The organism is Citrobacter braakii (genome assembly GCF_002075345.1).
Lineage (GTDB): Bacteria > Pseudomonadota > Gammaproteobacteria > Enterobacterales > Enterobacteriaceae > Citrobacter > Citrobacter braakii.
Window position 1 is genome coordinate 231,029 of sequence record NZ_NAEW01000004.1, and the last position, 24,274, is coordinate 255,302.

Annotated in this window: 18 protein-coding genes; 5 read left to right on the top strand and 13 right to left on the bottom strand. The window is 51.4% G+C overall.

Annotation, left to right across the window (positions count from 1 at the left end; all coding sequences use genetic code 11):
- Positions 1-80 precede the first annotated feature (80 nt).
- The 3 genes from mazG to rlmD all read right to left on the bottom strand — a co-directional run bounded on the left by mazG (position 81) and on the right by rlmD (position 4,636).
- Positions 81-872 carry a nucleoside triphosphate pyrophosphohydrolase gene (gene mazG, locus BZK42_RS11000; RefSeq protein ID WP_016154234.1) on the bottom strand — a complete coding sequence of 264 codons (792 nt, stop codon included), beginning with the start codon at positions 870-872 and terminating at the stop codon, positions 81-83.
- Between the two features lie 130 nt (positions 873-1,002).
- Positions 1,003-3,237, bottom strand: coding sequence for a GTP diphosphokinase (gene relA / locus BZK42_RS11005; protein WP_016154235.1), 2,235 nt, complete (start codon positions 3,235-3,237; stop codon positions 1,003-1,005).
- Positions 3,238-3,337: 100 nt separating this feature from the next.
- Entirely contained in the window at positions 3,338-4,636 is a 1,299-nt protein-coding gene (gene rlmD, locus BZK42_RS11010; RefSeq protein ID WP_016157350.1) for a 23S rRNA (uracil(1939)-C(5))-methyltransferase RlmD, read from the bottom strand.
- A 57-nt stretch (positions 4,637-4,693) separates the two neighbouring features.
- On the opposite strand from rlmD, the gene barA reads away from it, so the two are divergent.
- Complete coding sequence (barA, locus tag BZK42_RS11015; RefSeq protein WP_046276146.1) at positions 4,694-7,441, top strand: two-component sensor histidine kinase BarA; 2,748 nt, start codon at positions 4,694-4,696, stop codon at positions 7,439-7,441.
- 51 nt (positions 7,442-7,492) lie between these two features.
- On the opposite strand, the gene BZK42_RS11020 is transcribed toward barA, so the two are convergent.
- The 10 genes from BZK42_RS11020 to syd form a co-directional block, all read right to left on the bottom strand.
- On the bottom strand, positions 7,493-8,635 hold the full coding sequence (locus BZK42_RS11020; protein WP_080859158.1) for a glycerate kinase: 1,143 nt from the start codon (positions 8,633-8,635) through the stop codon (positions 7,493-7,495).
- A gap of 81 nt (positions 8,636-8,716) precedes the next feature.
- Positions 8,717-10,057, bottom strand: a complete 1,341-nt coding sequence (gudD, locus tag BZK42_RS11025) for a glucarate dehydratase (RefSeq protein ID WP_016154239.1) — start codon at positions 10,055-10,057, stop codon at positions 8,717-8,719.
- Between the two features lie 20 nt (positions 10,058-10,077).
- Positions 10,078-11,418 carry an enolase C-terminal domain-like protein gene (locus BZK42_RS11030; RefSeq protein WP_029139643.1) on the bottom strand — a complete coding sequence of 447 codons (1,341 nt, stop codon included), beginning with the start codon at positions 11,416-11,418 and terminating at the stop codon, positions 10,078-10,080.
- A gap of 2 nt (positions 11,419-11,420) precedes the next feature.
- Positions 11,421-12,773 (bottom strand): galactarate/glucarate/glycerate transporter GudP, encoded by a 1,353-nt coding sequence (gudP, locus tag BZK42_RS11035; RefSeq protein WP_016154241.1) that lies wholly within the window; start codon positions 12,771-12,773, stop codon positions 11,421-11,423.
- A 599-nt stretch (positions 12,774-13,372) separates the two neighbouring features.
- Positions 13,373-13,789, bottom strand: a complete 417-nt coding sequence (locus BZK42_RS11040) for a hypothetical protein (protein ID WP_080859159.1) — start codon at positions 13,787-13,789, stop codon at positions 13,373-13,375.
- Positions 13,767-15,440 carry a DUF8093 domain-containing protein gene (locus tag BZK42_RS29270; protein WP_227021723.1) on the bottom strand — a complete coding sequence of 558 codons (1,674 nt, stop codon included), beginning with the start codon at positions 15,438-15,440 and terminating at the stop codon, positions 13,767-13,769. Before BZK42_RS29270 ends, BZK42_RS11040 begins: the two co-directional genes overlap by 23 nt.
- A gap of 324 nt (positions 15,441-15,764) precedes the next feature.
- Positions 15,765-16,214 carry a flavodoxin gene (locus BZK42_RS11050; RefSeq protein WP_016154242.1) on the bottom strand — a complete coding sequence of 150 codons (450 nt, stop codon included), beginning with the start codon at positions 16,212-16,214 and terminating at the stop codon, positions 15,765-15,767.
- Positions 16,215-16,233: 19 nt separating this feature from the next.
- Complete coding sequence (truC, locus tag BZK42_RS11055; protein ID WP_047499384.1) at positions 16,234-17,016, bottom strand: tRNA pseudouridine(65) synthase TruC; 783 nt, start codon at positions 17,014-17,016, stop codon at positions 16,234-16,236.
- The gene (locus tag BZK42_RS11060; protein ID WP_016154244.1) at positions 17,016-17,345 is read right to left on the bottom strand and encodes a YqcC family protein; all 330 of its coding nucleotides are present in this window, start codon (positions 17,343-17,345) and stop codon (positions 17,016-17,018) included. Before BZK42_RS11060 ends, truC begins: the two co-directional genes overlap by 1 nt.
- A gap of 631 nt (positions 17,346-17,976) precedes the next feature.
- Complete coding sequence (syd, locus tag BZK42_RS11065; RefSeq protein ID WP_080859160.1) at positions 17,977-18,522, bottom strand: SecY-interacting protein; 546 nt, start codon at positions 18,520-18,522, stop codon at positions 17,977-17,979.
- Between the two features lie 68 nt (positions 18,523-18,590).
- Between syd and queF the strand changes: the two genes are divergently transcribed.
- The 4 genes from queF (at position 18,591) to BZK42_RS11085 (ending at position 24,190) form a co-directional block, all read left to right on the top strand.
- Positions 18,591-19,439, top strand: coding sequence for an NADPH-dependent 7-cyano-7-deazaguanine reductase QueF (gene queF, locus BZK42_RS11070; protein ID WP_016154246.1), 849 nt, complete (start codon positions 18,591-18,593; stop codon positions 19,437-19,439).
- 113 nt (positions 19,440-19,552) lie between these two features.
- Positions 19,553-20,917 carry a nucleotide 5'-monophosphate nucleosidase PpnN gene (ppnN, locus tag BZK42_RS11075; protein WP_003840366.1) on the top strand — a complete coding sequence of 455 codons (1,365 nt, stop codon included), beginning with the start codon at positions 19,553-19,555 and terminating at the stop codon, positions 20,915-20,917.
- A gap of 562 nt (positions 20,918-21,479) precedes the next feature.
- The gene (locus BZK42_RS11080; RefSeq protein WP_016154247.1) at positions 21,480-22,769 is read left to right on the top strand and encodes an HAAAP family serine/threonine permease; all 1,290 of its coding nucleotides are present in this window, start codon (positions 21,480-21,482) and stop codon (positions 22,767-22,769) included.
- Between the two features lie 53 nt (positions 22,770-22,822).
- Positions 22,823-24,190, top strand: a complete 1,368-nt coding sequence (locus BZK42_RS11085; protein ID WP_016154248.1) for an L-serine ammonia-lyase — start codon at positions 22,823-22,825, stop codon at positions 24,188-24,190.
- Positions 24,191-24,274: the final 84 nt, after the last annotated feature.

A 24,274-nucleotide genomic window follows, 5' to 3' on the forward strand; every position in this document is an offset into this window, starting at 1 on the left:
TTGGGGTAAATGTTTTTGACGTAAATCAAGCGCTTGTTATTTAAAAAATCACACAAATCGCCCTTGACCGGCGAAATCCCTTAGAGATCAATTTCCTGCCGTTTTACCTGTTGCCAGACTTCTTCCATAGTTTCCAGATCAACACCAGTCATTTCCAGACCCCGGGCCGCTACAATTCGCTCAACCTCACGAAAACGGCGCTCAAATTTCTCGTTCGCTTTTTGCAATGCGGTCTCTGCTTTAGTGCCTAAATGCCGAGCCATATTGACCGTAGCAAACAGCAGGTCGCCCATTTCCTCCTCCAGTTTAGCCTGGTCGACAACAGCCTGCTTCGCCTCAAACATGACTTCATCGATCTCTTCGTAAACCTTGTCGACAACCGGTCCTAATGTTTTCCAGTCGAAGCCAACATTAGAGCAGCGTTTCTGGATTTTTTGGGCGCGCATTAACGCCGGTAAACTACGGGGAATATCGTCGAGTGCGGAATGCTGCGCCTTCTGGGCGCGTTCTTCGCTTTTGATTTGCTCCCAGCGGGTCAATACCTCAGTGCTGTTACTGGCAGAAACATCAGCAAAAACATGTGGGTGGCGACGCTCAAGCTTATCGCTGATGGCGGCGCAAATATCATTGAAATCGAAACGTCCTTCTTCCTGCGCCATCTGGGCGTAAAACACCACCTGGAACAGCAAGTCACCCAGCTCTCCACGCAGGTCGTCGAAGTCTTCCCGCGCAATTGCGTCCAGCACTTCATAGGTTTCTTCGAGGGTGTAAGGGGCAATAGTGGCGAATGTCTGCTCTTTGTCCCAGGGACAACCGTTTTCCGGGTCGCGCAGGCGCTGCATAATACCGAGCAGTCGGTCGATTTGATTCATTGGAATATCCTGAAATTTCAATACGCGAGGCCAGCTAAGACGACAGCCGATATCCGGCAACATGGCAATGCCTGATGGCAACGCTAACGCGCCTCACCAGGCATGCAAACTTATCTGGCCTATAAAATAATTAATTACCGTGCAGACGACGTGCGTCGATCACATCCGGCACCTGGTTCAGCTTGCCAAGCACGCGCCCGAGCACCTGCAGGTTATAGATTTCGATGGTCATATCGATGGTAGCCAGTTGCTGTTTGGTATCACTCCGGCTGGCAACCCCCAGCACGTTCACCTTTTCGTTGGCAAGAATCGTGGTGATATCACGTAATAAGCCGCTGCGATCGTTGGCCTGGACGCGAACCACCAGCGAATATCCTGCCGAGTAGCTTTCACCCCAAACCGCATCAACAATACGTTCCGGCGCATGGGAGCGCAGCTCGGTCAACTGTTCGCAATCCGCCCGGTGCACGGAAATACCGCGGCCCTGAGTGATAAACCCGACAATTTCATCGCCTGGAATCGGCTGGCAGCAGCGCGCGATGTGGTGCATCAGGTTACCCACCCCTTCCACCACCACGCGACCGTCGTCTTTACGGCGACTCTGCGGCGCCTGCGTTTTCTGCTGAAGCTGTTTCAGCGCGGCGGCATCCTGTTCGGCTGCGCTTGGCTTATTAAACTGCGCCTGCAGGAAGTTCACCATCTGGTTGAGGCGAATGTCCCCCCCACCAATCGCCGCCAGCAGCTCATCCAGCTCATTGAAGCTGTAGCGCGGCAGCAGGTGCTTTTCCGCTTCTTTCAGGCTAATGCCTAAATGCGCCAGCTCATCGTCGAGGATCTGGCGGCCAGCAAGGATGTTTTTGTCGCGGTCCTGTTTACGGAACCAGGCGTGGATCTTCGAACGCCCCCGACTGGTGGTGACATAGCCGAGGTTAGGGTTCAACCAGTCGCGGCTTGGGTTGGGCTGTTTCTGGGTGATAATTTCAATTTGATCGCCCATCTGCAGCTGGTAGGTAAACGGTACGATGCGCCCGCCAATTTTCGCGCCAATGCAACGATGCCCCACATCACTGTGAATATGATAAGCAAAATCGAGCGGTGTGGAGCCCGCAGGTAAGTCCACAACGTCGCCTTTTGGCGTAAAGACGTACACTCGGTCATCAAAGACCTGGCTACGGACTTCATCCAGCATTTCGCCAGAGTCCGCCATCTCTTCCTGCCAGGCGATCAGCTTACGCAGCCATGCAATACGATCTTCATGACCAGAACGCGCTACGCCTGAAGCGGTGCCCTCTTTGTACTTCCAGTGTGCCGCAACGCCCAGTTCGGCATCTTCGTGCATCTGTTTCGTACGGATCTGAATTTCAATGGTTTTCCCGCCCGGTCCCAGCACAACCGTATGAATTGACTGATAGCCGTTGGGTTTCGGGTTAGCGACATAGTCATCGAACTCATCCGGCAGATGGCGATAGTGAGTATGCACTATCCCGAGCGCGGCATAGCAGTCCTGTAAACGCTCCGCCACGATACGCACCGCGCGCACGTCGAAAAGTTCATCGAAGGCCAGCTGCTTTTTCTGCATTTTGCGCCAGATGCTGTAGATGTGTTTCGGACGTCCGTACACTTCGGCTTTGACGCCTTCCGTTTTCATCTCTGAGCGCAAATGACCGACGAACTCATCAATGTAATGCTCGCGATCGATGCGACGTTCGTGCAGCAGCTTGGCAATACGTTTGTATTCAGCCGGGTGCAGGTAACGGAAGCAGTAATCTTCCAGTTCCCATTTTAATTGCCCGATACCCAAACGGTTGGCCAGCGGCGCATAGATATTGGTGCACTCTTTTGCCGCCAGAACGCGTTCATCTTCTGGAGCGTCCTTCACTTCACGCAGATGTGCAATTCGTTCGGCCAGCTTGATGACCACACAGCGGAAATCGTCCACCATAGCCAGCAGCATGCGGCGAACGTTATCGACCTGTTCGGAAGAGACTGAATCGGTATGAGTGGCCTTAAGCTGGCGTATTGCCGCCATATCCCGCACGCCGTGGATAAGATGAACAATGGATTTGCCCACGCTCTCGCGCAGGATGTCTTCACTGACCACGTTGGCATCTGCCAGAGGGAACAGCATTGCTGCGCGCAGCGTGTCGATATCCATGCTCAACATGGAGAGTATTTCAACCATCTCCACGCCACGCCATAACAGCAGATCCGCATCCGGATGCCCCTGTGTCTGCTGCTGGCAGTACGCCCAGGTTTCGGCTAAGCGTTCACACGACTGCTGGCTGGAGATCCCCAGACTCGCGATCCATTTCTTTGGATCAAACTCACCAGCTTTATTTATATGTGCACTTCTTACCGCAACCATTGTCCTCTCCTTAAGGGGCCTGGCCTGTCGAAGTCGACAAGCCATACCCATTGTCTTTCACGCTGCATTACCACCCGAAATCCAATGGGTACAAAATTTATTACATACGCTCAAACAGGACCATTGATTCCAGGTGTCCAGTGTGCGGGAACATATCAAGCATCGCCAGTCGCCGTATGGCATATCCCGCGTTGAGCAAAGCGTCGCTGTCACGAGCCAGCGTTGCCGGGTTACAGGATACATAAACAACGCGTATAGGTTCTAATTTTATAATATGTTGCATCACACCTGCAGCCCCCGCACGCGCAGGATCGAGCAATACTTTGTCGAATCCGTTTTTCGCCCACGGCTGCCGGGTAACATCTTCCTCAAGGTTTTCATGAAAGAATGTCACATTGTGTAATCCGTTATTCAGCGCGTTTTCCCGGCCTTTTTCCACCAGCGCCGGTACCCCTTCCACCCCCACCACGTTTGCAGCCCGGGTTGCCAACGGCAGGGTAAAATTACCCATTCCACAGAACAGATCGAGTACGCGATCTTCAGGTTGCACATCAAGCCATTCGAGCGCACGGGCCACCATTTGTTGGTTTACCCCTTCATTGACCTGAATAAAATCACGCGGGCTGAAGGTTAACCGTAGTCCATTTGAGTCATACCAGGGCGACTCTTCTGATATTGATTCCAGTATCTCGCTTTGCGGGGCCAGAAACAAAGACAGCCCCTGAGAATGCGAAAAGCATTCCAGTTTTTCTTTATCCTGAACACTTAATGGCGCCGTGTGGCGCAAAATCATCAGGGTTCCGCTCCCCGCCTGCACCAGCTCGACATGACCAAGATGGCGTAACCCTTGCAGACTTTCCAGACACGCCCGGATGTGGGGCAAGAGCGCTTCAAGCTGGGGCACCAAAATAGGGCATTGTTTAACATCGATAATGTCGCTGGATGCGGATTTGCGAAACCCCATCTGCAATTTTTGTTCTTTTGGCCGATAGTTCAGGCTCAACCTGGCGCGACGACGATAGCCCCACGGGGTATCAGCTATAACATCCGACACTTCACATTTCATTAAACGCGACAACGCCGCGCTTTTGCTACGCTGCTGCAACGAGATGCTGGCATGCTGCTGCTGGCAGCCGCCGCACACGCCAAAATGCGGGCAACGTGGCACTTCACGCTGCGGACTGTCGTTTAAACGTCGTTTTACTTGCGCGCGGGCGAACTGTTTTTTATCTTCGGTAATCACCACCTCGGCGCTTTCCTGAGGTAGCAATTCCGGTATAAACAACGCCTTTCCGTTATGGCGAGCAACGCCCTGGCCGAAAGGATCAAGGTCATTGACGGTAACGGTTATGATCTGACGCGTCGTCACGCGTCGTTTTGCAGAGTAGAATTGCGCCATCGACGAGATATATCTCTATTTAACAGTGTGACCCTAATTGTCCCATAACGGAACTCCATGACCAACTACAGCCTGCGCGCACGCATGATGATTCTGATCCTGGCCCCGACCGTCCTGATTGGTTTGCTGCTCAGTATCTTTTTTGTTGTGCATCGCTATAACGACTTGCAGCGTCAACTGGAAGATGCTGGCGCCAGCATCATTGAGCCACTCGCGGTCTCCAGCGAATATGGCATGAATCTGCAAAACAGAGAATCCATCGGCCAACTTATCAGCGTGCTGCATCGTCGCCATTCCGATATCGTGCGGGCAATTTCTGTCTATGACGAGAATAACCGGCTGTTTGTCACATCCAATTTTCATCTCGATCCGTCTGAAATGCAGCTGGCAACCGGTTCACCATTTCCCCGTAAGCTGAGCGTCACCCGGCTCGGGGATATCATGATCCTACGAACGCCAATTATATCGGAAAGCTATTCGCCGGATGAATCTGCCGTCAGCGACGCCAAAAATACGGAAAATATGCTGGGGTATGTGGCGCTTGAGCTGGACCTCAAGTCAGTACGATTGCAGCAGTATAAAGAGATCTTTATCTCCAGCGTAATGATGCTGTTTTGTATCGGTATTGCGTTAATTTTTGGCTGGCGTCTGATGCGCGACGTGACTGGCCCGATTCGCAATATGGTAAATACCGTTGACCGAATACGTAGAGGACAGCTCGACAGCCGCGTCGAAGGTTTCATGTTGGGCGAGCTGGATATGCTCAAAAATGGCATCAACTCGATGGCGATGTCACTTGCGGCCTACCATGAAGAGATGCAGCACAACATCGACCAGGCCACCTCTGACCTGCGCGAAACGTTGGAGCAGATGGAAATCCAGAACGTCGAACTGGATCTGGCGAAGAAACGCGCCCAGGAAGCGGCGCGTATTAAGTCTGAGTTTCTGGCTAACATGTCGCATGAGCTGCGTACGCCGCTGAATGGCGTGATTGGCTTCACCCGCCTGACGCTTAAAACCGAGCTCAACACGACGCAGCGCGATCACCTGAATACGATTGAACGCTCGGCCAACAATCTGTTGGCCATCATCAATGATGTGCTCGACTTCTCCAAACTTGAGGCGGGCAAACTGATTCTGGAAAGCATCCCATTCCCGCTGCGTAGCACGCTGGATGACGTCGTCACGCTGTTAGCGCACTCATCCCATGATAAAGGGCTTGAGCTGACGCTAAATATTAAGAATGACGTGCCGGACAACGTCATCGGGGACCCGCTGCGCTTACAGCAGGTAATCACTAATCTGGTTGGCAATGCCATCAAATTTACCGAAGGCGGTAATATCGACATTCTGGTCGAGAAACGCGCCCTCAGTAACACGAAAGTGCAAATTGAAGTGCAAATCCGCGATACCGGAATTGGCATCCCTGAGCGCGATCAGTCACGCCTGTTCCAGGCCTTCCGCCAGGCCGATGCCAGTATTTCCCGCCGCCACGGCGGGACCGGACTGGGCCTGGTCATTACGCAAAAGCTGGTCAATGAAATGGGCGGGGATATCTCCTTCCACAGCCAGCCGAACCGGGGCTCCACGTTCTGGTTCCATATCAGCCTCGATCTCAACCCTAACGTTCTCGTGGATCGCTCAACCACGCACTGTCTGGCCGGAAAGCGGCTGGCCTACGTTGAACCTAACGCCACAGCCGCGCAATGCACGTTAGATATCTTGAGTGAAACGCCGCTGGAGGTGATTTACAGCCCTTCATTCTCCGGGCTGCCGAAGGATCACTACGATATTCTGCTGCTTGGCATACCGGTCACTTTACGCGAACCGCTCACAATGCAGCATGAGCGGCTGGCAAGCGCAGCGGCGATGACCGACTTTTTGTTACTGGCTCTGCCTTGCCATGCGCAGATTAACGCCGAGAAATTAAAGCAGGGCGGCGCGGCGGCGTGCCTGTTGAAACCTCTAACCTCAACCCGCTTACTGCCAGCGTTGACAGAGTATTGTCAACTGAACCACAGCGCGGCTCCGCTACTGTTAGACGAGAGCAAAATTGCGATGACCGTCATGGCGGTGGACGACAACCCGGCGAACCTCAAGCTGATTGGCGCACTGCTGGAAGATAAAGTGCAGCACGTCGTGCTCTGCGACAGCGGACATCAGGCAGTGGATCGCGCCAAACAGATGCAGTTTGATCTCATCCTGATGGATATTCAGATGCCAGACATGGACGGTATTCGCGCCTGCGAACTGATCCACCAGCTTCCTCATCAACAACAGACGCCGGTCATTGCGGTCACCGCGCATGCCATGGCTGGGCAAAAAGAGAAGCTGCTCAGCGCCGGGATGAACGATTACCTGGCGAAGCCTATCGAAGAAGATAAGCTGCATAATCTGCTGTTACGCTACAAACCCGGCGCGAGCTCATCGCTGAGGGCGCTCGCTGTTGAACCAGTCGTCAATCCGAATACCACACTCGACTGGCAACTGGCGTTAAGGCAAGCCGCCGGTAAAAACGATCTGGCGCGGGATATGCTGCAAATGCTGCTCGATTTTCTGCCCGAAGTGCGTAACAAAATTGAAGAACAGCTGGTAGGTGAAAACCCTGAAGGACTGGTGGATATGATCCATAAACTGCATGGCAGTTGCGGTTATAGCGGCGTTCCCCGCATGAAAAACCTGTGTCAGCTGATTGAGCAGCAATTACGTAGCGGGAGCAAAGAAGAAGACCTGGAGCCTGAGTTTTTAGAGCTTCTGGATGAAATGGATAACGTTGCGCGCGAAGCGAAGAAGTTGTTAGGGTAAAGATCTGATTGCCGGATGACGACGCTCACGCGTCTTATCCGGCCACATCATTCAACGTAATTGCTGACCCGCTTTCAGGGTCGCGGCCACGTTTCGCGCCGTCATTCGCACGTTCTCACTCGCGTTCTTCAGCGCCTCATCCAGTGTGCAAATGGTATAGATAACGCTAAAAACCGCATCCAGCCCATGCTCATGTACAACACCGACATCAGCTGTCAGGCTGCCAGCAATGCCGATAACCGGTTTGTTGTAACGCTTTGCCACCTTCGCCACGCCAACCGGAACCTTACCGTGAATGGTCTGGCTGTCGATACGTCCTTCACCCGTGACCACTAAATCCGCATCCGCAACGCAGTCGTCGAGGTGTAACGCATCCGTCACGACCTCAATACCGCAGCGTAACTGCGCACCGCAAAACGCATACAGTGCCGCCCCCATACCACCAGCCGCGCCACCACCCGCCAGTTCCAGCACGTTGACGTCCAGATCGCGGGCAATGAGTTGCGCATAATGCGTGAGCGCCCGATCAAGACGAAGAATCATCTCCGGCGTCGCCCCCTTTTGCGGACCGAAGACCGCAGAGGCCCCCTCTTCACCGGTCAACGGATTAGTCACATCGCAGGCCACTTCAATACGGCACGCGGCAAGACGCGGGTCTAGCTGAGAAATATCAATCCGGGCGAGTGATTCAAGGCCAGTCCCGCCATGAGCAATATCGTTATTTTGCGCATCCAGTAATTTTGCTCCCAGCGCTTGCACCATCCCGGCACCGCCATCATTGGTGGCGCTGCCGCCAATGCCGATAATGATATGTTCAACGCCCGCGTCCAGCGCATGACGGATTAGCTCCCCGGTACCCCAGGAGGTCGTTTTCAGCGGATCGCGTAAACCTGCGGGAACCTGCTCCAGTCCGCTGGCGGCCGCCATTTCGATAAACGCCGAACGCTCATCCCCGGATAAACCATAAAATGCCTGAATCGTTTTACCCAGAGGGCCGGTAACATCAACATGCACAAGGTGGCCTTGCGTTGCGGCAACCATCGCTTCGACCGTTCCCTCACCGCCATCCGCGACCGGGATCTTCACGTAATTCGCCTCAGGCCAGATCTCACGAAATCCCAGCTCAATAGCCGTTGCCACTTCAAGCGCACTCAAACTTTCCTTATAGGAATCCGGTGCGATTACTATTTTCATAAAGCATCCTTACGCATGTTGACTGTGTTAAGCATACACCAGGAGAAAAACCGCCCCTTTGTGGGAGCGGTCCCAGTTCGCTTAGCGTACCATGCACGGACGCTTATTATCAAACGTCCAGTTCGGGATCAGATACTGCATTCCCATGGCATCATCGCGCGCTCCCAGTCCATGTTGCTGATACAGCTCGTGAGCTTTCATAACCTGATCCATATCCAGCTCCACGCCCAGACCCGGCTTCGCCGGTACCTGCACCATGCCACCTTTGATTTCAAACGGCTCTTTGGTCAGGCGTTGATTGCCTTCCTGCCAGATCCAGTGGGTATCGATAGCGGTAATTTTGCCCGGCGCCGCCGCCGCAACATGAGTAAACATCGCCAGCGAAATATCAAAGTGGTTGTTAGAGTGCGAGCCCCAGGTCAGCCCAAACTCATGACACATCTGCGCAACGCGGACAGAACCCTGCATAGTCCAGAAGTGCGGATCCGCCAGCGGGATATCCACGGACTGCAACGACAGCGTATGTCCCATCTGACGCCAGTCGGTGGCGATCATGTTGGTGGCGGTCGGCAAACCGGTAGCACGACGGAATTCCGCCATGACTTCACGGCCTGAGAACCCCTGCTCGGCACCGCACGGATCTTCCGCATAAGCCAGCGATCCTTTCAGGTACTTACCAATTTTAATCGCTTCATTCAGCGACCACGCGCCATTGGGATCGAGCGTGACACGTGCCTGTGGAAAGCGTTTCGCCAGCGCCACAATAGATTCCGCTTCTTCTTCCCCGGCCAACACCCCGCCTTTCAGTTTGAAATCGTTGAAACCATATTTCTCATATGCGGCTTCCGCCAGGCGCACCACTGCATCCGGGGTCATCGCCTCTTCATGACGCAGGCGATACCAGTCGCATTTCTCATCCGGCTGGCTCTGATACGGCAGCGGCGTCGCGTTACGGTTACCGACGAAGAACAGGTAACCCAGCATTTCAACTTCGCTACGCTGCTGACCGTCGCCCAGCAGAGATGCGACGTTAACGCCCAGATGCTGACCCAGCAGATCCAACATGGCCGCTTCGATCCCGGTAACCACATGAATAGTGGTACGTAAATCGAAGGTCTGCAAACCACGGCCACCGGCATCACGATCGGCAAAGGTATTGCGGACCGCATTCAGTACGTTTTTGTATTCACCTAACGTTTTGCCCACCACCAGCGGAATGGCATCTTCCAGGGTCTGACGAATTTTTTCGCCGCCGGGAATCTCACCCACGCCGGTATGACCGGAGTTATCTTTGATAATCACAATATTACGCGTGAAGAACGGGGCATGTGCGCCGCTCAGATTCATCAGCATGCTGTCATGGCCCGCAACCGGGATCACCTGCATCGCGGTTACGACTGGGGTAGTAAATTGTGCGCTCATAATTAAGTCCTTATTCAAAATTAGTGGCGGCCGAAAACGGGACGTTTACGGTCAAAAGTCCATCCAGGGATCAGATACTGCATCGGGCCTGCGTCATTACGCGCGCCGCCGGGCAGCGCCTTATAGGCTTCATGCGCTTTCTGTACCTGATCCCAGTCCAGTTCCACACCCAGGCCGGGCGCGTCGGGTACCGCAATTTTTCCGTGTTTAATCTCCAGCGGATTTTTGGTCAGGCGGCAATCGCCCTCCTGCCAGATCCAGTGGGTGTCGATCGCCGTTGGGTTGCCCGGCGCAGCGGCACCGACGTGGGTGAACATCGCCAGGGAAATATCAAAATGATTGTTAGAGTGGCAGCCCCAGGTCAGTCCCCAGTCATCGCATAGCTGTGCCACACGCACCGCGCCGGAAAGGGTCCAGAAGTGCGGATCGGCCAGTGGAATATCTACCGAGTTGAGCATCACCGCATGGCCCATCTCACGCCAGTTGGTGGCTATCATATTCGTTGCTACCGGCAGACCGGTTGCACGGCGGAACTCGGCCATCACTTCGCGGCCAGAAAAGCCCTGTTCTGCGCCGCACGGATCTTCGGCGTAGGTCAGAACATCGTTCAGCCCTTTACACAAGGAGATAGCTTCATCCAGCAGCCAGGCACCGTTAGGATCGACCGTAATACGCGCATCCGGGAAGCATTGTTTCAACGCGCGAGCGGTGTCGATTTCCTGCTCGCCAGGCAGCACACCGCCTTTGAGTTTGAAATCTTTAAAGCCGTAGCGATCCTGCGAAGCCTGAGCCAGACGCACCACCGCCTCACTGTTCATCGCCTGCTGGTGACGCAGGTGATACCACTCATGGTTGCCCGGCGTGCTATCCAGATACGGCAGATCGGTTTTGCTGCGATCTCCCACGTAGAACAGATAGCCGAGCACGGTGACCGCATCGCGCTGCTTGCCTGGCCCTAACAGTTCGCAGACCGGCACGTTCAGCGCCTTGCCCAGCAGGTCGAGCAGTGCGGCTTCCAGCGCGGCCACCGCATTAACCCGCAGTTCAAAGGTCCAGGCACCTTTGCCAAAGGTGTCAAAATCAGCGGCCTGGTTGCCTTTATGCACCTGCTGAACCACCTTATTCAGGCGCGCGACTTCCTGGCCCAACACTTGTGGAATCGCGTCCACAAGCGTCTGATAAATCACTTCGCCGCCCGGTGCTTCACCGACGCCAGTATTTCCGGCGTTATCGGTGAGCACGACGATATTGCGGGTAAAGTATGCGTTATGCGCCCCGCCAATATTGAGCAGCATGCTGTCATGACCGGCCACCGGGATGACCTTCATATCGGTAATAATGGGACTCGATTGTGTTGTCATCATCATTGCCCTGCGACAGGTTTCAGTTCGATACGTTTAATATCACCCACCAGCACCAGATAGCTCACTACAGCAATCAGCGCATGCACCCCGACGTAAATCAACGCACCGTTAAACGAGCCAGTGGTACCTACGATGTAGCCGATAGCAATTGGCGTAACGATACCGGAGATGTTGCCAAACATATTGAACAGACCGCCGCTCAAACCGCTGATCTCTTTTGGCGCAGTATCGGCCATCACCGCCCATCCCAACGCACCGATACCTTTGCCGAAGAAGGCCAGCGCCATAAAGCCGATGATCATCCACTCTACGTTGACGTAGTTACAGAACACCATCACCATCGACAACAGCATACCCAGTACGATTGGCGTTTTACGGGCGATATTCAGCGAACCGGTACGGCGCATCAGCCAGTCGGAAATAATGCCGCCGAGCACGCCGCCTGCAAATCCGCAAATGGCCGGGACCGAGGCAACAAAACCAGCTTTCAAAATCGACATACCGCGTGCCTGTACCAGATAAACCGGGAACCAGGTGATAAAGAAATAGGTCAGCGCGTTTATGCAGTATTGGCCGATATAAATACCGATCATCATCCGTGAGCCCAGCAGTTGCTTGATCTGCCCCCACTTCACGCTGAACGGCACTTTGGCTTTGGCTGCCGCCTGATCCATATTGATCAGCGCTCCGCCTTCGGCAATGTAGTCCAGCTCTTTTTGGTTTACGCCCGGATGCTGGTTCGGTTCATGAATCACCTTCAGCCAGATAAAGCTGATAACAATCCCGAGACCGCCCATAAAGAAGAACACATGCGACCAGCCCACTTCGTGGGTCAACCAGCCCATGATTGGCGCGAAGATCACGGTGGCAAAGTACTGCGCCGAGTTAAAAATAGCGACCGCCGTGCCCCTTTCCTGCGCCGGGAACCACGCCGCCACAATACGACTGTTGCCGGGGAAGGATGGCGCTTCGGCTAACCCCACGAGGAAGCGCAGGGTAAACAGCGCAACGATAATGCCGAAGCCGCTGAAGATATCGACGAAGCCCTGCAGCAGGGTAAACATGGACCAGATAAAAATGGACCAGAAGTAAACACGTTTTGAACCGAAGCGGTCGAGCAGCCAGCCGCCGGGGATCTGACCGATAACATAGGCCCATGAAAAAGCGGAGAATACATACCCCATCCCTACCGCATCCAGACCAATATCTTTGGCCATCTCCGAGCCGGCGATGGATAAGGTGGCGCGATCGCCGTAGTTGAAGGATGTGACGATAAACAGCATCACCACTATCCAGTAGCGAGCGTTAGTGCGTTTTTCCGCGCTGCTCGCCGCCTGACTTAATGAACTCATTGTTGCACTCCTGAATCTTGGCTTTCGCCAGTTCATTCTGTACAGCACCTGTAGGGTGATCAGAATGAGAGGTTAGTGTGTGGCAGTTTTGGTACAGCTCAGGGCCGTTTTATTCTGACTCGCTGCCTTTTCGGGAACTGACGGGAAAAGTATATGAAGGAGTGCCTCTTACCCTCACCGTGCAAAAACACAACATTGCGGGAGGTGAATGAGGTTGTTTATGGCATAAGCCTAAGGGAATGGAAGATGCTTCACGAAATTGGCGTTTGGTGGGCGATTTGTTGCCGTGTGGCGGCAACATCTAACCAGCGGTGCCCGTCTGGGTTTAAGGCGCTACTACTTATGACGACTAACAGTTTAGGAAGCTGATCTCTTAGATTGCGCACCAACTCCTAACGTGACTCAATTGTTTTTTAGTGGGGTTATTACCTGCCGCTAATTATGGTGAGATTGTTGATCAGGAATATGGGACATTGAAATAAAAATAAAAATAAAAATAAAAATAAAAATAAAAATAAAAATAAAAATAAAAATAAAAATAAAAATAAAAATAAAAAAGGGACTCTAGTTTATTGGAGTCCCTATTAACATTAGATTTTTCAGAAAAAATAATAAAGGATCACCAAAAAAGCCAGAACAATAAACTCAACAAACCAGAACGCCGCTTCAACTTTAAACCCGGTGGTTAATTCTTTGAGTAAGGAACGAATAAAATGATATGCTTCAATACTCATATCATTATTAAAAACCCTGTTATAGGGAAAAATCAGACTAGACATAATGAAATCTATTTTTGCAAAGTAGATACCGGGAGTACCAATTAAGCTTGCTGTTCTCGCCAAACTTGCAGTGATAGGAAGACGACCAAACTCCTCCTCGTATAATATTACTATTTTTTTATACTTCTCATCATTTATCACATAAGAAATAAGTATTAAAATCAAAGTTATAATAACCAGCATTATGCCAAGGCTCATATTAATGACATCTAGATTATCTGTTAAAAATCTTTTCATATATTAGAATGCCTGCTGCTTCATTAAATGAATCTGGGTCATACAGTTTAAGTTCTGGATTATCAATATCGTCATTCACTAATCCACCAAACCTATCACCTAGTTTCTCACCCATTTTTTCCAAAAATTTACCTCCTGCAATACTTGAAGCAATGCCACTTACCAAACATACACTTGCGCCAATACCTCCTGCTTCTGATGTAATCAATCCCAGAACCCATGTACACGCGGCTCTCCCCATAATTCCCCCGGCAGCTCCGCCAGCAAAACTTGCAGTTTGTTTGAAGCCGAATTTGCTGTACTCCGTTATCGCTGCTTTTCTACATTCGCTTTCACGTCCTTTTGCGCAAGCTTCATAAACGTTAGTTGTATAACTCGCAAAATCAAGACCAACACCTACATAGCCTGTTGTTCTCATTATTTTTATCAGTTTGGCTGACTTTTCTATGTAGCTTGCATATCCCTCAATATCCTTTACTCCTGTTTGATCCCACTTATGCATAATCGATTTGGTTGATAAACCTAATGCCTGCTTTATATCTTCATATTGTTTTAAATTTAGCCGTTCTTTTGAGAATTTATTCAAAATACCGTCTAATTTTTTAAATAGTCGTTCTCGTTGACCAAAAAACTCCTCTCCAGAAATACGACCAGAATTACTACTATATGTTTTCTTATAAAGCGCCTGTATTTCATTGAGTGTTTTATTTATTTCTTCATAATACCCCCCACCGGTATCTTTTATGTAACCTAAGATATCCCCGCTTTGTCCTAAAGCATCGCTGTATAATTGTGAAGAAAAAATATCTACGGAAGCTCTGTTTTCGTGTAACACACGGGCTTCTGGCAGTGTTAATGGCGCAAGCGCGTTATCAATTCGATCACGCGCTTTTTGCAATGTTTCAATCTGTTGCTGATCTTGCTTTTCAGGATCAACGACAAGCAGAATTGAACCCGGTTGTTTTTTTATATCTGGATTGAGCTTGTGATATAACTCACGTGTACCATCCGGAGGATTAATAAAAAACCTGGATTCGAAAGATGACGGTGTGGCATCATAGGGCAGTACACAAAATCCTGCATCTACAGGTTCGCGAGACGGTTTATCCTCTTCAACCGGACATGAATGCCTTGGTACTACGGTAAGAGGTTTTAGTGTGGGTTCAAGATAACCTGGTGCACCATACTCAATCTTTTGAGTGGGTCTGGGTTTTCTTTCCAGTCCCCTGTCGAGGGTTTCCTGATAAGCTCTCCTTACTCTCTCTGCGAAGATACTGTCGAATACATCAGGCATAAATGGTTCATAAACTAACTCCCCGTCCTGATCAAAATAAAAAGGATTTCTGTCCCAGGACCAATGCTCATCATAATCTATCGCTATTATCCAGCCCACGCTTAATTTGTGTTGTATCTCATCATAAATGCGATTACATCTACCAATAGGGGGCCTTTCATACGCACCAGAAGAATATCGGTTTACATTCCATTTTCTCTGTGGCAGGCCAAATATAGTTGAGCGCTGATTTTTATCATCATCAAGTTCATAATATATCCTTGCTAACCTAATACCTTCTTTAGGTGAAATTATTTTTTCAAAGTCTTCTAATCTGGCGCTTTGGCTAAAATCCCGTGAATTATACAAAGTAAACAAATTGCATCTCCTTAGCTTAATAATTTCCAATTATTATCATTCCATCTCATTTATTCACCTCATTAATTCATTCACAAAATCCAGATTTTGGGCCTGTTTTTATTAAAGCATGATAACCGGGTTATTTGTTTGTGCTTTTGATCTCATAAATAATAAAAAACCCGAATTTAATTTTTATAAATTCGGGTTACAAATAAAATTATGCGATTGTATTTATAATACAGATAAATTAAAGCAAATCTCCCTTAGTGATAATCAGATTGTTCTCTCCATGTCCATCATTTGTCACAGGCCCGTGCAAACAAAGCGCTGCCGGGCGCAAGGTTATTTAAGCAAGGTTCCCCAGTTTTCTACCCAGGGATTGGATTCGCTTTCCGGTTCAGGATGCTCGCTGGCGTCAATCAGCAGCATTTCCCCTACACGTTGGGCGCTTTGTTCCTGCAACAGTGCATCGAACTGCTTGCCGCCATTGCAGAAATTAACATAGCTACTGTCACCCAGCGCAATTACCCCGTAATGCAGATTTGGCTGGAAACCGAGATTATCTTTGATCCCCTGAAACAGCGGCACGATGCTATCCGGCAGATCGCCCTGTCCGGTCGTTGAGGTCACCACCAGCACATATTTTTCCTGATATGCCTGCCAGTCGCTGAGCTCGGGATCTTCGAACACCGTGGCTTTATGACCCTGCGCCGTCAAAATAGCTTCGGCCTCTTCGGCAACCAGCAACGCGTTTCCGTACATCGTGCCGACAAAAATTCCAATTTCCGCCATAACCGTAATCTCCTGGGACTTAAGAATCTATCTGCTCATCCTGACCTGACAGCCCGTTGAACTCAACCCTTTCATTCTCAGGGAGAAGTCCACGCCAGCCAAACTGTGATAGCGCCTGCATCCAGACATCATCCAGCCCGGCGCGAATAACCAGCGGTTCGCCGGTGAAAGGATGAGTCAGCGCAAGCTGGCTGGCATGAAGCATCAAACGCTGACAGCCAAAGTGCTCAGCGGCGCTGCGGTTTTGCCGCAAATCACCGTGCTTACTGTCGCCGATAATTGGATGACGTAAGTGCGCCAGATGGCGTCTGAGCTGGTGTTTTCGACCGGTTTTAGGATCCAGTTCCACCAATCCGTAACGGGTCGTCGGATAACGCCCGGTCGCTACCGGCATCTCAACCGTCGCCAAACCGCGATAATGGGTGACGGCAGGCTGCGGGCCTTTATCATCACGGGCAAACTTATCAGCGATCTTATCCAGTTCTTCGACCAGCGGGTAATCCAGCACGGCATCATCCATCAGCCAGCCACGCACAATCGCATGATAGCGTTTCTGAATTTGATGATGTTCAAATTGCTGGGACAGCAACCGCCCGGCTTCGCTGGACAGTCCCATCAGCAGTACTCCGGAAGTCGGTCTGTCGAGTCGGTGGGCGGTAAAAACGTGCTGACCAATCTGGTCGCGTACCGTTTGCATCACAACCACTTTCTCATCCCGGTCGAGCCAACTGCGGTGAACCAACCAGCCCGAAGGTTTGTTAACTGCGACCAGCCATTCGTCCTGATACAGAATCTCCAGCATCAGGCGTTATCACTTGTAAACAGAGCATCCAATTCCTGCAATGCCGTCAGCAGAATTTCGCGTTGCGGGTGATCGGCTGCCAACGCCATTTCGTAATACGGTGCGACGGCAAAAGCCTGCGGAAGCGGCTGAGCGTTATCAATCAGCGTATGCATGCGGGGAATCAATACCCATTGCAGCCACTCAACCGGCTCCATGGTATCCATACAAAAAGGCTGCGTGCTGGTAAACAGATGCTCTGCAGGCTCATCCAACCGCCAGTGATTATGTTCACGCAGTAGCGCTTCAAGCGCGTGTAACTGCTGGCGCACACGGTCATGAGTCGTCATGAAATTAACCTCAATGATGAAAAATCTGGCGCGAAGAATAGCACTAGTGAAGGGAAAGAAAAAAAGGGAGCACTGTAAAAACAGTGCTCCCGGTTCGTTTCGCAGCGTTCCAGCTACTTTTAGTGCTCCCTGCTCATCCGTGACAACTTTTCCTATGGTCTTGCGACCTTGTTCATCCTGAACTTTTGCATCCTGCTCACACCACCCCGATGTGAAAACTTCATCCTGAAGTGTCCTGGCCATCCTGACCCGCCGAACATCCTGACCGGCTCTCATTCTCCATCCTGGAGGTGTCCCTTAACGCATCCAGCGCTTTCCGCTTTGCTTCATCCTGAAGCCTGTCCTTGTAACACCGTCCTGGTGTGTCCTGCCGAAGAGCCATCATCCTGATGTTCTCTTCGTTGTGCGACTCCTTGTCGACAGATATAGAATCGCCTGTTTCGCCTTGTCTTACAAGATGCTTACAGACACTCCCTTAAGATTATTTTCGTATGAAAGTTGACAATAAAACATTAACCTTATGAATAATAAGGAATAATTATTTTATCCGTTCATTAAGTCTTTACTTATCACCTGGCAATGTCCTACAGGGTTTGTAAGAGATCTCTCACAAGGTTCAGGGCAATCTGGATTACAGAACTGGCTTAAGCTGAGTGAGAAATTCCGCAAGTGAGTCCGTCAGCACCGTTCGTTTACGGGTTCCCAGCGTTTCTTTGCACACTTCACCGGAGAGATTGCACACCGAAATAACGTCAAGCTCATTGTCCTGGGTGGCAATAAAAAGCGTAGGCGACAGCTTGAGGCGCTTTTGCGTAACCAGGTGACCAATCAGGTTTTCCTGAACGCGCCTGAAGTCGTCTTCGCTCCAGGTTTGCAGCAGCGTTAGTTTTTCATCCGCAAACTGCGCGTGCATGTCCCCGGCAAACTGGGTGGTGTAAAAAGCGTGAACGGCTGGTTGTATCACGATATCAAAGGCGCGTTCAACCGCATTGAGGTTTTTTTCGCCGACAAAAGGCTGAGGTTGCCAGAATACCGCATCGTCTGTGGAAGAAATGATGCACGGAGAAGGTACGCCATACAGCTCTTCGCTGAGGGGCCAACTGTTGTTTTTTTCGTACCATGCGTCGCAATAACGTGTCGTAAAGGCTGTCAACGCCTGCGCTGTCAATTCGTCCACTGATTTCTCTCTTCACAAAAGCCAGGATACACTTGTCGCATAGTGTATCTGGTTTATGACGGTGAAACATGTCCTCTTATGAAAATCATCAGGCGCTTGACGGCCTGACTCTCGGTAAATCAACAGATTACCGTGACAATTACGATGCCAGCCTGCTGCAGGGCGTTCCACGCAGCCTGAACCGCGACCCGCTGGATTTACAGGCCGATAATCTGCCTTTTCACGGTGCCGATATCTGGACGCTATATGAACTGTCATGGCTGAATGCCAACGGTTTACCGCAGGTAGCGGTCGGTCATGTAGAACTGGATTACACCAGCGTAAATCTGATCGAATCGAAAAGCTTTAAGCTTTACCTGAACAGTTTTAACCAGACGCGTTTTGATTCCTGGGATGCGGTACGCCAGACGCTGGAAAACGATCTGCGCGCTTGTGCTCAGGGTGATGTCAGCGTAGCGCTGTACCGTCTTGACGAACTGGAAGGACAACCGATAGCCCACTTTAACGGCACCTGTATCGACAATCAGGATATCGTCATCGATAACTACCAGTTCAGCACAGAGTATCTGGAAAATGCCGTTGGCGGTGAAAAAGCGGTGGAAGAGACGCTGGTCAGCCATCTGCTGAAGTCTAACTGCTTGATCACCCACCAGCCGGACTGGGGCTCCATACAGATTCAGTATCGCGGACGAAAAATCGATCGCGAGAAGCTGCTGCGTTATCTGGTCTCCTTCCGTCACCATAATGAGTTTCACGAGCAGTGCGTGGAACGCATTTTCAATGACATTCTGCGCTTCTGCCAGCCGGAGAAACTGAGCGTTTACGCACGCTACACGCGACGTGGCGGCCTGGACATTAACCCATGGCGCACCAACACCGATTTCACTCCGGCAACGGGGCGTCTGGTACGTCAGTAATCTTTTTTCTCAATTTTGCGTGCCGGATTCCGCGCGCAAGGTTGTGAAAGGTCATAAGCCAGGGCTATTGTAATCAACAGGGAATGACGTGTTGCGTCCCATAAGGAGTTTACTTGATTACACATATTAGCCCGCTTGGCTCAATGGACATGTTGTCGCAGCTGGAAGTCGATATGCTTAAACGCACGGCCAGCAGCGACCTGTATCAACTGTTTCGTAACTGTTCGCTTGCCGTTCTGAACTCCGGCAGTTTGACCGACAACAGCAAAGAGCTGCTGTCACGCTTTGAAAGTTTCGACATTAACGTGCTGCGCCGCGAACGGGGCGTAAAGCTGGAACTGATCAACCCGCCTGAAGATGCGTTTGTTGATGGACGCATTATTCGCGCACTGCAGGCCAACCTGTTTGCTGTGCTGCGCGACATTCTGTTCGTCAATGGCCAGATCCATAACGCCGGTCGCTTTCAGCATCTGGATCTTGAAAGCTCGGTGCATATTACCAACCTGGTATTCTCGATCCTGCGCAATGCCCGGGCGCTACACGTGGGTGAAGCGCCGAACATGGTCGTCTGCTGGGGGGGTCACTCAATCAACGAAAATGAGTACCTGTACGCCCGTCGCGTTGGTACCCAATTGGGCCTGCGCGAACTGAACATCTGTACCGGCTGTGGTCCGGGGGCGATGGAAGCGCCAATGAAAGGCGCTGCGGTCGGTCACGCCCAGCAACGATACAAAGACAGCCGCTTTATCGGTATGACCGAACCGTCAATCATTGCCGCTGAGCCGCCTAACCCGCTGGTTAACGAACTGATAATCATGCCGGACATTGAAAAACGTCTGGAAGCGTTCGTGCGTATCGCCCACGGTATAATCATCTTCCCAGGCGGCGTAGGGACAGCAGAAGAGCTGCTGTATCTGCTGGGGATCCTGATGAACCCAGCCAACAAAGATCAGGTTTTACCGCTGATCCTGACTGGACCAAAAGAGAGCGCCGATTACTTCCGCGTGCTGGACGAATTTATCGTGCACACACTGGGGGAAGATGCGCGTCGCCACTATCGCATTATCATAGACGATGCAGCAGAAGTGGCTCGTCTGATGAAAAAAGCGATGCCGCTGGTGAAAGAGAACCGCCGTGACACCGGTGATGCCTACAGCTTTAACTGGTCGATTCGTATCGCGCCTGATTTGCAGATGCCGTTCGAGCCGTCCCATGAAAACATGGCTAACCTGAAGCTGTACCCGGATCAACCCGTGGAAGTACTGGCGGCAGACCTGCGCCGTGCGTTCTCGGGGATTGTAGCCGGTAACGTGAAGGAAGTCGGGATCCGCGCCATCGAAGAGTTTGGCCCGTACAAAATCCACGGTGACCGCGAAATGATGCGCCGCATGGATGATCTCCTGCAGGGCTTTGTTGCACAGCATCGTATGAAGTTACCAGGCTCCGCGTATATCCCTTGCTACGAGATTTGCGCCTAACCTCCAACAGCCGCCAGCAGACGCTATCGCGGTGACAGTTTTGTCCATATCAAAGCCGGGTTTGGCGCATCAGCCTCCCGGCTTTTTTTAGTGATACCAGTCACATAGCTCAGACGATCATATAAATACCGATGATGTTTCATTAAAAATAGCGCGCTACGCAAACGATTACCTTTAAAACCCAACCGTGATTTATCTTAGGAAATTATTATTAGTCGCCAAAATCCTCTAAAAACAACAGTTTTTACAGCGTAACGCTCGTATCTTCGCGCCTTCGCTTTCATGATATATGTCGTTAATGTTAGCCTTCGCGCCCGTAAATTCGCTTTGACTATTTTTTAACAGATTAATGGTCCAAATTTATCCACATAAAAGGTGGATTATTGCATTTGGGATCGCGATCACTGATACATTCATTACTAAAATGTATCTTTCCGCCCGCAAATTATTACGGCGAAAAATTATATAAAAAATCGCTCAACGAATTTCGATTTACAGTCGGGTATTTTCTCATTGGATTGATCCCAAACCCGACTTTTTAAGCTTCCTCCAGGAGAAATAGATGGAAAACACTCAAACCAGCACTATCGTTACGGGCCAGACCCGCAGCGCATGGCGCAAGACAGACACCATGTGGATGCTGGGCCTTTACGGCACGGCGATTGGCGCGGGTGTATTGTTCCTGCCGATTAACGCAGGCGTAGGCGGTATGATTCCGCTGATCATCATGGCGATCCTCGCTTTCCCAATGACCTTCTTTGCACACCGCGGCCTGACTCGCTTCGTGCTGTCCGGTAAAAATCCGGGTGAAGACATTACTGAAGTAGTAGAAGAACACTTTGGTGTAGGCGCAGGTAAACTGATTACCCTGCTCTACTTCTTCGCTATCTACCCAATTCTGTTGGTCTACAGCGTAGCAATCACCAACACCGTCGAAAGCTTCCTGACCCACCAGTTGGCAATTACGCCGCCGCCGCGCGCAATCCTGTCTCTGATCCTGATTGTCGGCATGATGACCATCGTGCGTTTCGGTGAGCAGATGATCGTGAAGGCGATGAGCATCCTGGTATTCCCGTTTGTTGCCGCCCTGATGCTGCTGGCGCTGTACCTGATCCCTCAGTGGAGCGGTGCAGTTCTGGAAACCCTGTCCTTTGACTCTGCAGCAACCACCGGCAACGGACTGCTGTTGACCCTGTGGCTGGCAATTCCGGTAATGGTGTTCTCCTTCAACCACTCACCAATCATCTCCTCCTTCGCCGTGGCGAAGCGTGAAGAATACGGTGATGAAGCTGAGAAGAAATGCTCTAAGATTCTGGCATTCGCTCACATCATGATGGTGCTGACCGTTATGTTCTTCGTCTTCAGCTGCGTATTTAGCCTGACCCCAGCGGATCTGGCTGCAGCGAAAGAGCAGAACATATCTATCCTGTCTTACCTGGCAAACCACTTTAACGCGCCGATCATTGCCTGGATGGCACCGATTATCGCGATTATCGCTATCACCAAATCCTTCCTCGGCCACTACCTGGGCGCACGTGAAGGTTTCAACGGTATGGTGATTAAGTCTCTGCGCGGCAAAGGCAAAACCATCGAAATCAACAAACTGAACAAAATCACTGCGCTGTTCATGCTGGTAACCACCTGGATTGTGGCGACGCTGAACCCAAGTATCCTCGGTATGATTGAAACCCTGGGTGGCCCAATCATCGCGATGATTCTGTTCCTGATGCCGATGTATGCAATTCAGAAAGTACCGGCAATGCGTAAATACAGCGGCCATATCAGCAACGTCTTCGTTGTGATTATGGGCCTGATCGCTATCTCCGCTATTTTCTACTCTCTGTTCAGTTAATTCCCCTGCGCCGCTCCTCGGGGCGGCGCACCTCGATACACAATGGACGCCTCATGATTAGCGTATTCGATATTTTCAAAATCGGCATTGGCCCTTCCAGCTCCCACACTGTTGGCCCGATGAAAGCAGGCAAACAATTCACGGATGACCTGATTGCACGCGGAATTCTCACTGACGTAACCCGCGTAGTGGTTGATGTCTATGGCTCCTTGTCTCTGACGGGGAAAGGTCACCATACCGACATCGCGATTATTATGGGCCTGGCGGGTAATCTGCCGGATACCGTAGACATTGATGCCATCCCGGCCTTTATCCAGGATGTGAATACTCATGGACGTTTGCTGCTGGCGGACGGTCAACATGAGGTCGAGTTCCCGGTCGACAAGTGCATGAATTTCCATGCGGACAATCTGTCTCTGCACGAAAACGGGATGCGTATTACCGCACTGGCGGGCGAAAAAGCTATTTACAGCCAGACTTACTATTCCATTGGCGGTGGGTTCATCGTTGATGAAGAACATTTTGGTTTACCGAACAACTCTCCGGTAAACGTGCCGTATCCGTATAAATCTGCGGCTGATTTGCAACGTCATTGCCAGGAAACCGGCCTGTCACTTTCCGGTCTGATGATGCAAAACGAACTGGCGCTGCACAGCAAAGAAGAGCTGGAACAACACTTCGCCAACGTCTGGGACGTCATGCGCAGCGGGATTGAGCGCGGCATCACCACCGAAGGTGTATTGCCGGGCAAACTGCGCGTTCCACGTCGCGCGGCGGCGCTGCGTCGTATGCTGGTCAGCAGCGACAAAACCACCACTGATCCGATGGCGGTTGTTGACTGGATCAACATGTTCGCGCTGGCCGTGAACGAAGAAAACGCTGCTGGTGGACGCGTGGTTACGGCGCCAACTAATGGCGCATGCGGGATTGTTCCTGCCGTGCTGGCGTACTACGACAAGTTTATCCGCGAAGTGAACGCTAACTCGCTGGCACGCTACATGCTGGTCGCGAGCGCCATTGGTTCACTGTACAAGATGAACGCCTCCATCTCTGGCGCCGAAGTGGGCTGTCAGGGTGAAGTCGGCGTTGCCTGCTCCATGGCTGCGGCCGGTCTGGCTGAACTGCTGGGCGGTAGCCCAATGCAGGTGTGCATCGCGGCGGAAATCGGTATGGAACATAACCTGGGTCTGACCTGCGATCCGGTTGCCGGCCAGGTGCAGGTACCGTGCATTGAGCGTAACGCCATTGCTTCGGTTAAAGCAGTGAACGCCGCACGTATGGCGCTGCGCCGTACCAGCGAACCGCGCGTGTGCCTTGATAAAGTCATCGAGACCATGTACGAAACCGGTAAAGACATGAACGCCAAATACCGTGAAACATCTCGCGGCGGTCTGGCGATGAAGATTGTCACCTGCGATTAAGTCCCACCACGTTTCAGGATCTGTAGGCCGGATGAGGCGCTCGCCGCCATCCGGTCTACGGATAACGCTATTTCGCAACACTCG